Raw genomic sequence first — 13,421 nt, forward strand, 5'->3', positions numbered from 1 at the left:
TGCACACCCTCCACCCGCGGCGAATACACGAAAATCTCGAACTGCGGCCGCGGCTTCGGCAACTCCGCAATCGCATGCGGATCGAGCTTCACCGAGACATAACCGCGCGGCACGCCCGCCGCGTCGGTCATGTAGTAGTTGGTGCGCAAGGTCGCCTTGATCAGGCCGAGAATCGCGCGCAGGATGCGGTCCGCATCCAGACTGACGACCTCGTCGATCCGGCCGTGCAGCTGAATCTCCAGCTCGGCCGCATGCTCGGCGGAGACGATATCCGGGTCGAAGCGGGCCGCGAACAGGTCGACAAACAGCCGTGCGACATCCGGATAGGTGAGCAGTACGCGGCAGATATTTGCCTGACTGTACGGAAAATCGGCCTGTTGCAAGTACTTCGCGTACGTGCGCAAGATCGAGACAGCGCGCCACGGCAGCCGGGCGCGCAGCACGAGTTCATTGAGGCCGTCCGCCTCGGCACGTCCGTACCAGACCGCTTCGAAGGCGTCCATGAACCGCTCACGCAGCCCACGCACCTCCGCCTCCAGCACGTCGGCGCGCTTCGAAGACTCCAGCAGTTCCGCGCCCAGGTCTCGGTCGAGCGAGCTGCGCAGCAACTCGGGGCGGGCCAGCAAACCGAAGTCGTAGATCCATCGCTCAACGCTTGCGCCCGCGGCACCGGTGAACGGCGTTTCCAGGTCGATTCGGTACGGCCGCTCGTCCACCACCTCGACGCCGAGGCTCTGCAGCACCGGGAGCACCTGGCTGAGCGAGATTCCGCTTCCGCCGATATAAAGGGTGAAGCGCCACGCACCCGGTTCCGAATCCGGACTGCGATAGAGGTACTGGTCGATGCCGCCTTCTTGCAGCCGCTCCAGTCGCACGATGTCCGCGAGGGCGCGGGCCGACTCGAAGTCCTGCTTGTACCCCTCGGGGAAAGCGTTCGCATAGCGCTGCACCACGGCGGGGTCGAGCACCGCCGATGTGCTCACCTCGTCGTTCAGGTGGTCTTCCCACGTCCGACTCGCCTCGGCAAGCAGATTCTGGATGCGCAGGCGGTTGGGTTCGGAGGTATCCGCGGCGAGCGGCGAGTGGCGCGGTACGCCGAACTCGTCCTCTGGCATGCGCACCGTGAAATACACTCGCGCCAAGTCGCTTTCGCCCACCCGCGCGGTGTAGTCGATGGAGACACCACCCAGTTCACGGACCAGGATGTCCTGCATCTCCAGCCGCACCCTGGTGGTATAGCGATCGCGCGGCAGGTAGACCAAGCAGGCGACGAATCGACCGTAGGTGTCCGCGCGCAGGAACAATCGCACCTGGCGGCGAAGACTCACGTTGAGCACTGCGGTGGCGGTGCGGCGCAGCGTCTCGGCGTCGGAGGAGAACAACTCGGTCCGCGGGAAAGACTGGATGGCCTCGAGCATCGCCTGACCGGAGAACGATTCCAGGTCGAACCCGCTCTTCTCGATGACGGAACGCACTCTGCGCTCGATCACCGGGATATCCAGCACGTTCTCGTGCACGGCAGTCACGGTGAAAACACCGATGAACAGATGCTCGCCGATGACCGTTCCGGACTCGTCGAAGTCGGCGACACCGACGAAGTACGGATACACCGAGCGGTGCACGGTCGCGGGAACCAAACCCTGGGTCAGCATGAGCAACGGTCTGTCCCCGCCGTTGACCGGCACCCGGAAATCGGTGCCGACGTCCGGACGGAGCACGCCGAGGCAGCTGGCTGGCAGAGCGTTGGACGTCACCTTGCCCGCATGGGCGCTCAGACGGTAGTGGGCGTAGCCGAGCACAGTGAAATTTCCCTGCGCCAACCAACGCAACAGATTCGCGGTATCAACGAGTTCGGTGGCATCGAACGACGTGGATCCGGATTTCGCGGCCCGCGCCAGGTCGTCGGCGAGCCTGCTCTGCACGTCCCGCATGGCCTCGGTGTCACCGATCACCTGGCGCACGTCCGCCACCACGTCCGGCATGGCGGCCTCGATCTCGGCCAGCTGTGCCGGACTGGTCGACGGGTGCAATTGCACGTGCATCCATGATTCGCGCAGCCCACCCGAGCCGGTACTGTCGACCCCATGCGCGGCGGCGTGCGTCAAGCGTCCATCGGCGTCCCGCTCGACTTCGAAGATCGGGTGAATCACCTCGCTCACGCTGACGCCGATCCGGTTCAGCGACGCGCTGATCGATTCGACCAGCAGTGGCATGTCGTCGGTGACGACCTGTACCGCGGCACCGACGCCGGAGCCGTCGTCCTGGTGGTACACCCGCACCAGCGCGCGTCCGACGGGACGGGAAGCCGCCAACTCCAGATGCCGGCGGAAAGTCTGGGTGATGCCGGTGATCGCGCAGTCCACATCGCCCGCGTCGACGTGGCGGAAATACGCCTCCTCGAGCGCCGCAAGTTCGCCGCGCAGCGACTGCGGCAAACCAGCGGCCCACGCCGCACTGGACAATTCGGACGAGACCGTCATTTTTTCGCCAACTCCCTCGGATATCGGTTCCGCAACAAAGTGACGCCGGTCCGAGCGTAACTGTGCGCCGAAGACGGGCGGGTGAATTCCGTTCCGATCCCGGGGGTGTTCACCACGGCCGCGGCATTCGCCGCTCGCTGCCGAGATCGATGGGATGAACTCGACTCAGTACAACATCGGACCTGCGAAGGTCAGGTGAGCGCGACAGATCGTATCCCCGGCGCCGCGCCGGTACGTCGGGTCAGGTCGGCCCCCGCATCGGTGTTGGGGGCCACCGGTTGCTCGAACTGCGCCTGCGCATTCACGACCCCCACCCTAGCGAGCTACGCGCGGGTAGGTGTCACTCCCTTTTCCGGTCGTTCGTGTCACTCGGCGGCCGGCGTGCCCCCGGCTCGATCGACCACGGGTTTCGCTGCTGGTTTCGGGCTCCGCGTGGCGCCGGCACGCACCTACTCCTGGCGGGAGCCGCCTTCGGTGGGGCGGTGCTGATCCGACTCCACCCCACCGAAGCGAAACTCAGTCGCGCGTGAGTTTCCGGTGTGTAACCCGGTGCGGGCGCGCCGCTTCCAAGCCGAGGCGCTCGATCTTGTTGGCCTCGTATGCCTCGAAGTTACCTTCGAACCAGAACCACTTGGCGTCGTTGTCGGAGTCGCCTTCCCACGCGAGGATGTGGGTGCAGGTGCGGTCGAGGAACCAGCGATCGTGCGAGATGACCACAGCACAGCCGGGGAATTGCTCCAGGGCGTTCTCCAGCGAACCGAGGGTCTCGACGTCGAGGTCGTTGGTTGGCTCATCCAGCAGAATCAGGTTGCCACCCTGCTTGAGGGTGAGTGCCAGGTTCAACCGGTTGCGCTCGCCCCCGGAGAGGACGCCGGCGGGCTTCTGCTGGTCGGGCCCCTTGAAACCGAACGCGCTGACATAGGCGCGCGACGGCATCTCCTGCTGGCCGACCTCGATGAAGTCCAGTCCGTCGGAGACCACCTGCCAAACCGTCTTCTTCGGATCGATACCCGCACGGTTCTGGTCGACGTAGCTCAGCTTGACGGTGTCGCCCACCTTCACGGTGCCGCTGTCGGGCTGTTCGAGCCCGACGATGGTCTTGAACAGCGTGGTCTTGCCGACGCCGTTCGGGCCGATGACACCGACGATGCCGTTGCGCGGCAGCGTGAACGACAAATCCTTGATCAACTGCCGGTCACCGAAACCCTTGTCCAAGTGCTCGACCTCCACGACAACGCTGCCGAGCCGTGGGCCCGCGGGAATCTGGATCTCCTCGAAATCCAACTTCCGCATCTTCTCCGCCTCGGCCGCCATCTCCTCGTACCTACCGAGGCGGGCCTTGTTCTTGGCCTGACGAGCCTTCGCACCGGAACGTACCCAGGCGAGTTCGTCCTTGAGTCGCTTTTGCAGCTTCTGATCCTTCTTACCCTGCACCGCGAGGCGCTCGGCCTTCTTCTCCAGGTAGGTCGAGTAGTTGCCCTCATACGGGTAGGCACGGCCGCGATCCAGCTCGAGAATCCACTGCGCCACATTGTCCAGGAAGTAACGGTCGTGGGTGACCGCGAGCACAGCGCCCTGGTACTGAGCGAGGTGCTGTTCGAGCCAGAGCACGCTCTCGGCGTCGAGGTGGTTGGTCGGCTCGTCGAGCAGCAGCAGGTCGGGCTTGCTCAGCAACAGCTTGCACAAGGCGACCCGGCGGCGCTCACCACCGGAAAGCTTGGTGACCGGCTCGTCCGGCGGCGGGCAGCGCAGCGCGTCCATCGCCTGCTCGAGCTGCGAGTCCAGGTCCCAGGCGTCGGCATGGTCCAAGTCCTCCTGCAACTTGCCCATTTCGTCCATGAGCTCGTCGGAGTAGTCGGTTGCCATGAGCTCGGCGATCTCATTGAAGCGATCGAGCTTCACCTTGATCTCGCCGAGGCCCTCCTCGACATTGCCGCGGACCGTCTTCTCCTCGTTCAGCGGGGGCTCCTGCTGCAGGATTCCGACCGTCGCGCCGGTGGCGAGGAACGCGTCACCGTTGTTGGGCTGGTCCAGTCCGGCCATGATCTTCAGCACGCTGGATTTACCCGCGCCGTTCGGGCCGACGACGCCGATCTTGGCGCCGGGAAGGAAGTTCAAGGTGACGTCGTCGAGCACGACTTTGTCGCCGTGTGCCTTGCGAACCTTCTTCATCTGATAAATGAACTCAGCCATAAGAGTGAAGCCTATCGGTGCGGGAGACGAGAGGACGAAGCAGAGCTACCACGGCCGCCGGGACGCAACCGGTCATACGATCAAGCGTCGACGGGCTCGCTACTCCGGGACGGTCGCGACGGTACCGAAGAGACCCCCGCGACATTCTCCGCCGGGCCGTCGCCGACGGGCACCCGATTCACAGCGCTCTGCCGCTCCGAAGTATTCCGCGACGGCAGATCCGACCATCGCGTCACCCGCGCCGCGCAGCGGGACAGGTCCGGGCCGACCGCGACAGCGCGCATCTCCAGATCCCGGCGCTCGATGCCGTCCTTTGTCCGGTATTCGTGCGAGCGCAGCTGTCCGTGCGCGATGATCGGGTCGCCGCGATGCAGGGACACGTCGACTCCGGCCACCAGCCTGCGCCAGCAGCTGACGGTGAGATACAAGGTTCCGTTGTCCACCCACTCCCCCGTTGTGTGATCGAGTCTGCGGGAATTGCTCGCCATCCGAAAAGTGACCACATGATCGCCGTTGGCCAGATCCCGCTTGACCGGATGGGTCACCACGGTTCCGATCACGGTCGCATTCGCCTCGTACATGACTACGCCCCTTCACATTCGGGTCCGGGCCTGCCCGGATATGCCTTCCACTCGAGGAGACCCCTCCAGCGTGCGCCGAATGCGGACATGCCGAACGCCCCGATCCGAGAATGTGCACAACTCTCCGACCTGTGAATACCAGCGATTTCAGCTGGGGCGATCCGCGGTCCCACCGCAGAGCTGTGCGCTGTTCACCCGGCGGCGATCCGACAGAACCCGTCGAGTGCAGGATCGACGTCGGCGCCGACCAGCAAACGAACTCGAACTGGTCATTCCGGGGCGAATGCTCATGCCGGGGCGCCGCCCGGCCGAACAGTGGCGTACCGCACCGGGGTCAGAGGACCGCCACGTCGGTATTGGCGCCACAGAGCACGACGACCGGGCGTTCATCGGGCGCCGGAACGTAGGCGCCGCTGTGGATGGCGGCCAGTGCCGCGGCGCCGGTCAGTTCGACGAGGATACGGAACTCGCGCCACAGATATTCCCGCGCCGCCGTGATCGCGTCGTCGGTGACCGAGAGCGAGCGCGCCCCGTCCCGGCGGGCGACGTCGAGAGCGAGATCGCCGATCCCGGTGGCGCCCAACGAATCCGCGGTGACTCCCGGCCCACGGACCTCCGCCGGACGGTTCGCGTCCAGCGCGGCCCGCAGGGCGGGGGTGCCTTCCCGTACGACCCCGATCACCTGCTGACGACGCCCCAGCGCTGCCGCCATCCCGGCGACCAGTCCACCGCCGCCCACGGCGGCGAGCACCGCGGGTCGCCCGCGTACCTGTTCCTCAACCTCCAGCCCGACCACACCGGCTCCTGCGACCACCGAGGGCAGGTCGTACCCGTGTAGTCGCAGTGCGCCGCGTTCAGCGGCGAGTTCGGTCGCGTGGCACAGCGCTTCGGCGAAGGTCGCTCCGTGCCAGAGCACGTCGGCGCCGTGCGACCACATCGCGGCGACCTTGGTGTGCGGGGCGGTCTCCGGAACGACCACCGTGCAGGACTTGCCGAGCCGGGCGGCGGCGAGGGCGGCGGCGATGCCGGCGTTGCCGCCCGACGCGATCACCACCTGATCGATGCCCTGCCCCTGGGCCAGCAATGTGTTGAAGCAGCCGCGCACTTTGAACGTTCCACCATGCTGGAGGTGTTCGAGCTTCATCGTCACCGGAACAGGACCGGACGGGCTCGCGACGGAGGTGTGGAAGACCGGTGTCTTGCGGACCTGACCCGCCATCCGTCGCCGCGCGGAACGCACGTCGGATCGGTCCACCAGCGCTGTTGGTCTGTGTTCGGAGACCATGGTGGCGTAGTCGCTCACTTACGCATTTCTCCATCTCGCTTGGCCAGTTCGGCGAACATCGCGTTGTGGGCGGCGAGCGCGGCGTCGTGATCGCGCTCCGCGGCCCGATCGGTTCGCTGCGCGAGCCGCCGATCGCTGCGTGACCATTGGATCAGCAGCGCCAGCATTACCACCACCAGCGGCACCTCGCCACCGGCCCAGGCCAGGCTGCCGCCGCTGCGCTGGTCGCCGAGCAGATCGTCGTTCCAGCCGAGTCCGATACTCCGGTAGAACCAGCCGCCGAGCACCGTGGTCATACTCATCAGCGCGACGCCGAAAAACGCGTGGAACGGCAGCGACCCGAACACCATACCGAGCTTGGTGAGCGGTTGTACCTGCCGTGGCTTGGGGTCGATGCCGATCACGACCCAGTAGAACAGGTAACCGCTGAGCAGGAAGTGCACGTTCATCAACAGGTGCGCCGCGTGCGAGTCGGCAAAGGAGTCGAAGATACCGCCGAGGTACAGCGCATAGAAGCCGCCGACGAAGATCGCCGATGCCACAATCGGGTGGGTCAACAAGCGCGACACCGGATTGTGCACCGCGGCCAAGATCCATTCCCGCGGACCTGGCGCACCACCGCGGCCCGCGGGCGGCAGCGCTCGCAATGCCAGCGTCACGGCGCCGCCCAGCGCGAAGAGGATCGGCGCCAGCATCGACAGCGCCATGTGCGCCCCCATGTGCACGCTGAACATCGCGGGCGAATACCGGCCGACCCCGGACGAAGTCGCCACCAGCAAGACCGCGCAACCCGACAGCCAGGCAACCGTCCGCCCCACCGGCCAGGCATCGCCACGCGCACGCAGCCGTCGCACGCCGAGGAGATACAGCACCGCAAGCACGACCGACAGAGTTCCGAAGATCAGATCGAACCGCCAGTCGAACAGCAATCGCGCGAGTGTCGGCGGCCCGGCCAGGTTGTATCCGAGTTCCACTTCGGCCGGTGTGGGGACCGACTGCGGCGGTGGCGGCGGTGTGCGGCCGAGCCCGACCGCGAGACCCATGGTCGCGGCGAAGATCAGCACCTCGACACCGGCGAAGCGGACCAGCGCCACCCGATCACGTGGTTCCGCCGCGAGCGCGGGGAGCGCGGCGCGCCGTTGCAGGTACCCGAATACCCCGAGCAGCACCAGTGCCGCGGCCTTGGCCAGCACCAGCCTGCCGTAGGTGGTGGTGAACAGTTCGTCCAAGGGCACCCGCACCCAGGAGTTGATCACGCCACTGATCGCGATGACGACGAAGGCGATCGTCGCGGTCAGTGAGAAGCGGCGGACGGCTAGATCGGTGCGCACACCGCCGCGCAGCGCGTGTGCCAGCACCGCGAACAGCCCGCCGACCCAGATCGCCGCGGAAACGAGATGCAGGACCAGGCTGTTGGTGGCGAGATCGTGCGACCCGCCCGACGACGAATGCCCGGTCAGCGCCAACGGCATCATCGTCACGATCGAGGCTCCGAACAGCACCGGCGTCCAGCCCCAGCGCAACGCCAGTCTGCACCCGACCGCGACGATCAGCGCGAAGACCAGGGTGGTACGCCAGGCGCCGGCCAGCTCTATTTGATCGATCGCCCGCCACAACTCGGCCGGCCGCAGCACGTCAGCCACCGGACGCCCTGTGGTATCCGACACAGTCAGCGGCACGAGTAGCGCCGCGCAGCACGCCCACACCACCGCGCAATTCGATGCCCGGCGCACCGCGCGGTAGCCGTCCACATCCAGCAGTCCGTTCGACTGTGGCGGGACGAGAAACGTCGCGAGCAGGAGCGAGCCGACGGTCAGGGCGGCCGACAGATCAGCGATCGCCCGCACCGCGGGCAGGCCGTACGTGGTCAGCGAGCCGGGATCAGGGATGCCGAGCAGACTCAATGCCTGCGCGGCCGAAAGCCCCACCACCAGCGCCGCGACTACGGCGGCGATCGCACCGGCCAGCGCGGTCACCGTCGCGAACGCCGCCCCGGACCGAGCTGTCTCGGATTCCGGAGCTGCGGGCGGAGCCTCGACTGACGACATACGACTGAGCGTAGTTCGGTAATCCATTCGTGACCCGGTCGGGTTTGGGCCGATATTCTGGGCTGCGGATCACCGGGGACGCATGAACTACTGTCACGGGATGGCCGGAACCTTGCTGACACCGAGAAACCACAGACCTGGACACTCGCTATAATTTTCGCGCTGGACAGCAAGGCCATCGTCGGCCATGGTGGAACCCACTGCCTCCGTAGCTCAGTTGGATAGAGCAAGGGCCTTCTAATCCCTAGGTCGCAGGTTCGATTCCTGCCGGGGGCGCAGCGCGGCCGGGTGGTCCACGAAGGACGTGGACCACCCGTTCGGGTGAATACCACCCCTGCCTCGCGCTTAAACCACCATTTGTCCGAAGATCCCAGCCAATCCACCCGGGACACCGCTGACATCGCCGACCGCGTTCGAATACGGCGAACCATGTTCGCGTTCGAGTCACGACTCTCGGCACGCCAGCACAGGTTCACTCATCTGTACAGCAGCTCGTGTCGTGCGTGTCGTGGTAGAAATCGAACTGTGGTGTTTCCGGCGGTTCATCGCTTATTTCGGTAGAACCGTGACCCCTAGGGAAGGTCGTGTGATGCCGCAGCAGAACCGAGCAGTCGTGGCCACGGACAAGGGCAGAATTCGGGGTGTCGCCGAGGGGCCGGTCGTTGCCTTTCGGGGGATTCCCTACGCCGCCTCTCCGATCGGGCCGCTGCGCTTCGCATCACCGCAGCCGCACCCGTCGTGGAGCGAACTGCGGGAAGCCGCGCAGGCGGGTCCGGCCGTGCCCCAGGGCCCGTCCCGATTGGAACGGGTCACGGGCCATCGGCCGCCGAACTGGGACGAAGACGGCTCGCTCACACTGAATATCTGGAGCCCACAGCAGGTACTGGACAGCGACCCTGCCCGTCCCGTGCTGGTCTGGTTCCACGGCGGCGGTTTCAGCAGCGGTTCGGGCGGCTGGGACTGGTACGACGGCGCCCGCTTGGCCGAACTGGGCAACATGGTGGTGGTCACCGCCAACTATCGACTCGGCCCGCTGGGCTACCTGTACCTGCCACAGATCGGGGCGAACAATCTCGGCGTCCAAGACCAAGGCGCGGTGCTGCGCTGGGTACGGGACAATATCGCCGCTTTCGGCGGCGATCGCGCGAGTGTGACGGTGGGTGGCCAATCGGCCGGCGCGTTCTCTGCTTTCCAGCTCGCGGTCGATCCCGAGACCGGAAACATGATCCGCCGGGTGATCGCGCAGAGCGCTCCGTGGAGCCTCGAACCACAGGACCCTCGGTTGGCCTCCCAGAATGCCGAGGCCTACCTGCGCCTCCTGAACCTCGAGGAATCCGCGAGCCTCGGCACTGCGCTGCGCGAGCTGCCCGTCGAGAAGCTGATCGCCGCTTATCGGAAACTCGCGGCGGACAAGGCCGAGTTCGGCAACCTCGCGCCACCGATGTACCCCGTCCTCGGGGGCGCCGGCATCCCCTTCGCCTGGCGACAAGCCCTGGAAAGAGGTGCCCTAGCCGGCAAGGATCTGCTGGTCGGTTCGAATCAGGACGAGATGACGGCCTTCCTCGGCTTCGACGACAGTTTCCAGAACTTCGGTCGGGAACAAGCGCTGCGCCTGCTCGCCAACCTGCACGGCGACGACGCGCAGGCATGGTACGGGCGCCGCATAGCCCAGTCTCCGGAAGCGACACCTGCGCGAATCGTCACCGAGGTGGAGACCGAGGCGAATTTCCGTGCGGGCGTGCGGGAGATCGCCGCGCGTCATGCGGTCGACGGCAACGTGGCCTACGTCTACCAATGGGATTTCCTTCCAGTGCCCGACCCAGCCGACCTCCGAGCCACCCACTGCGGCGAATTGCCCTTTCTCTTCGGCACCTTCGACAGCTACCTCAACAGCCCTATGCTCGGCCGGGTCGGACCGAAGACCGACGCGCTCTGGCGGTCATTCGCCCGCGCGATCGCCGCATTCGTGACCACCGGGTCCCCGAATGGCGCGGATCTGCCCTTGTGGCGACCCTATGACGCGGAATCGGACGCACCGGTTCGGCACTTCAGCTGACTTACACGTCCCACCGCACCAAGAGCACTCAGACGCAGTGCCTTCCGCGATGGCGCTCAGGACTTCCGCATGCGCGCTCCGATCGGTATTCTCGAATGTTTGTGCGCCGCATACCGGAGGGGGACGGACAGCGTGCCATGGGAAAAACGATCGCGCAGCGCCGTGGCCGTCTACGCGTATCTCGTCGGCGCCGGATTCCGCAGGCAGTCCCAGTATAAGCTGGCGATGTTCGCTGGACTGTTCACCAACTGTGTCTTCGGATTCGTTCGCGCGGCAGTGCTGCTCGCGGCGGTGGACGCCACGGACGACTTCGGCGGTTACGACCACGGCAGTGTCGGCGCCTACGTGTGGCTCTCACAAGGACTGCTCGGCGCGATGCAGTTCTACGGGACGATCGGGCAGCTGGACGATCGAGTCAAGAACGGCGACGTCGCGATCGACTTCTTGCGTCCGGTCGATCTCCAATTCGGTTATCTCGCCGATGATCTGGGCCGTGCTGCGTGCACGTTCTTGCCACGCGGGGTGCCTAGTGTCCTGGTCGGCGCGCTCACAGTGGGGCTGACGATGCCAGGGACGGTGATTCCGTACTTGCTCGGCACGATGAGTGTGCTGCTGGCTGTGTCGATTTCGTTCTTCTGCCGGTTCGGCGTGGTGCTGATCGGGTTCTGGGTCATCGAGACCCGCGGCGTCCGGCAGCTGTACTACACCGCCGGTACCTTTCTCGCCGGCCTCTTCGTGCCGGTGCACATGTTCCCGTCCTGGTTGCGCACGATCGCGGAGGCCACCCCGTTTCCGTCGATGCTGCAGGCACCGGTCGACATACTCTCGGGCCGGATCACCGGAGCGGACGCGTACTCGGCCGTCGGTGTGCAGGTGTTCTGGGTGCTGGCGATCGGGCTGGCCGGCCGCCTGTTACTGGTGGCCGGACGTCGCAAGCTGGAGGTGCAGGGTGGTTGAGATCGCCCAGCGCCGCGCGGGGTCATGGTCGACCCCCTACGTGGCGGTGCTGCGCTCCAGGATCCGTGCCCAGCGCAGCTACCGATTATCCTTCGCCAGTGAGATTTTCAGCGCGCTGGTGATGGGTCTGGTCGAGTTCGCCGAAGTCTGGGTGATCTTCCGCACCGCGCGGGTGCTCGGTGGGTTGGACCTGAATGCGGCGCTGCTGCTGTTCGGATTGAGCCATACGAGTTTCGCTCTGTCCCAGGTGCTGTTCGGCCACCTCGACACGCTGCCGACGCTCATCAGGATGGGCAGACTCGATGCTTATCACCTCAGACCACAGCCGCTGTTGCTGCAGTTGATCACCAGCGACATCTCCTTGCGCAGATTCGCCAGAGCATCGGTCGCGATCGTGGTGCTCGCCATCGCGGTGGCGCGCAATGACATCGATTGGAGTCCGGCCACGACCACACTGCTCACACTGACACTGCTCGGCGGGGTCGCGATGTTCGGCGGCTTGTTCGTCTGCGCCGCCGGGCTGCAGTTCTATCTGATCGACGGCTCCGAGCTGACCAACAGTTTCACCTACGGCGGCTCGTTCGCCGCCACTCAACCCGCGTCGGTGTTTCCCACACCGCTGAAGCTGCTGTTCGGGTTCGTCATCCCGGTCTCCTTCACCACGTACCTGCCCACCCTCGCGCTGCTGCGACTCCCCGGGCCGCCCTTGCTGCCACCCTGGCTGGCCTGGCTGACCCCGCTCGCCGCGCTGTGGGTGTGGCTGCTCGCGCTGGGCCTGTGGCGGATCGGCACACGGCACTACCAAGGAGGCGGCGGATGAACATGGAACGATCGGACGCGATCATCGACATGGCCGACCTGACCAGACAATTCACCCGCTACCGCAAGGACGGACACCGTTGGCGCCGCCGGCGAGAGACGCTCACCGCGGTCGATGCGATGACCTGTCGGATCGACCGCGGCGCCGCCGTCGGCTACATCGGCGCCAATGGTGCGGGCAAGTCGACCACCATCAAGATGCTCACCGGTATCTTGGTGCCGACCGCAGGCACCGTCCGCACCTGCGGGTTGGACCCGGTGCGACAGCGCCGCGAACTGGCCAGTCGGATCGGGGTGGTGTTCGGACAGCGGTCTCAACTGTGGTGGGATCTTCCGCTGCGTGAATCATTTTCGATTCTCGCCGCGATCCACCGACTGGAGCCGGATGTCGCGCGCGACCGCACGCACGAACTGGTCGAGCAGTTGGAAATGGCCGACACCCTCGACACGCCCGTGCGTCAGCTGTCGCTCGGTCAGCGGATGCGCGCGGAAGTGGCTGCCGCGCTGATTCATTCACCTGAGTTGGTGATTCTCGACGAACCGACCATCGGGCTGGACGTGCTGTCCAAGCAGCGGTTACGCCAGTTCCTGCGGGCCGAGCGCGCCGAGCGCGGAACCACCCTGCTGCTCACCACACACGATATGGGCGATATCGAAAGGCTCTGTGGACGTGTGCTCGTCGTAGACCACGGCCGCCTGGTCTACGACGGGTCGTTGGCCGGGCTGGGGACGACCGCCGGCGCTCAGCGGGTCCTGGTGGTCGACCTGGCCGAGCCGACACCGGACATCGACGATCTGCCCGCGGCCCGTTTGTTGGCCAGTGCGGGCAACGGGATGCGACAGCGGCTGGCCTTCGATCCGGAAAAGACCACGGCCGCACAGTTGCTCGCTGCCGTCTCGGACCGGGCCGAGGTACGCGACCTGTCGATCGAAGAGCCCGAGATCGAAGACGTAGTGCGGCGGATATACGAATCCGCCCGCTGAATCAGCGGGCGGATTCGG

The 13,421-nt window shown here is 65.9% G+C and carries 9 protein-coding genes and 1 tRNA gene; 5 read left to right on the top strand and 5 right to left on the bottom strand.

All coding sequences use genetic code 11. The features are described from left to right. From AB0C34_RS28435 to AB0C34_RS28455, 5 genes are all read right to left on the bottom strand, one after another. A partial coding sequence (locus AB0C34_RS28435) for an NAD-glutamate dehydrogenase domain-containing protein (protein ID WP_357079464.1) occupies positions 1–2,480 on the bottom strand: 2,480 nt, incomplete at its 3' end. A gap of 516 nt (positions 2,481–2,996) precedes the next feature. After that, positions 2,997–4,673 carry an energy-dependent translational throttle protein EttA gene (gene ettA / locus AB0C34_RS28440; RefSeq protein ID WP_357079468.1) on the bottom strand — a complete coding sequence of 559 codons (1,677 nt, stop codon included), beginning with the start codon at positions 4,671–4,673 and terminating at the stop codon, positions 2,997–2,999. An 80-nt stretch (positions 4,674–4,753) separates the two neighbouring features. After that, entirely contained in the window at positions 4,754–5,254 is a 501-nt protein-coding gene (locus tag AB0C34_RS28445) for a single-stranded DNA-binding protein (protein WP_357079471.1), read from the bottom strand. Positions 5,255–5,588: 334 nt separating this feature from the next. Beyond that, positions 5,589–6,539, bottom strand: coding sequence for a serine/threonine dehydratase (locus AB0C34_RS28450; RefSeq protein ID WP_357079568.1), 951 nt, complete (start codon positions 6,537–6,539; stop codon positions 5,589–5,591). 14 nt (positions 6,540–6,553) lie between these two features. Further along, on the bottom strand, positions 6,554–8,587 hold the full coding sequence (locus AB0C34_RS28455) for a cytochrome c oxidase assembly protein (RefSeq protein WP_357079474.1): 2,034 nt from the start codon (positions 8,585–8,587) through the stop codon (positions 6,554–6,556). A 202-nt stretch (positions 8,588–8,789) separates the two neighbouring features. Here AB0C34_RS28455 and AB0C34_RS28460 point away from each other — a divergent pair. The 5 genes from AB0C34_RS28460 (at position 8,790) to AB0C34_RS28480 (ending at position 13,403) form a co-directional block, all read left to right on the top strand. Beyond that, a tRNA-Arg gene (locus AB0C34_RS28460) sits at positions 8,790–8,863 on the top strand. A gap of 313 nt (positions 8,864–9,176) precedes the next feature. Beyond that, positions 9,177–10,643, top strand: coding sequence for a carboxylesterase family protein (locus tag AB0C34_RS28465; protein ID WP_357079477.1), 1,467 nt, complete (start codon positions 9,177–9,179; stop codon positions 10,641–10,643). 132 nt (positions 10,644–10,775) lie between these two features. Further along, positions 10,776–11,600 (top strand): ABC-2 family transporter protein, encoded by an 825-nt coding sequence (locus AB0C34_RS28470; protein WP_357079480.1) that lies wholly within the window; start codon positions 10,776–10,778, stop codon positions 11,598–11,600. Continuing rightward, positions 11,593–12,420, top strand: a complete 828-nt coding sequence (locus tag AB0C34_RS28475) for an ABC-2 family transporter protein (RefSeq protein ID WP_357079483.1) — start codon at positions 11,593–11,595, stop codon at positions 12,418–12,420. Before AB0C34_RS28470 ends, AB0C34_RS28475 begins: the two co-directional genes overlap by 8 nt. Next, a complete protein-coding gene (locus AB0C34_RS28480) occupies positions 12,417–13,403 on the top strand; it encodes an ATP-binding cassette domain-containing protein (protein ID WP_357079486.1) in 987 nt (328 codons plus the stop codon). The genes AB0C34_RS28475 and AB0C34_RS28480 overlap by 4 nt, the downstream gene beginning before the upstream one ends. The last annotated feature ends 18 nt before the right edge of the window (positions 13,404–13,421 follow it).

The organism is Nocardia sp. NPDC049220 (assembly GCF_040647855.1).
GTDB lineage: Bacteria > Actinomycetota > Actinomycetes > Mycobacteriales > Mycobacteriaceae > Nocardia.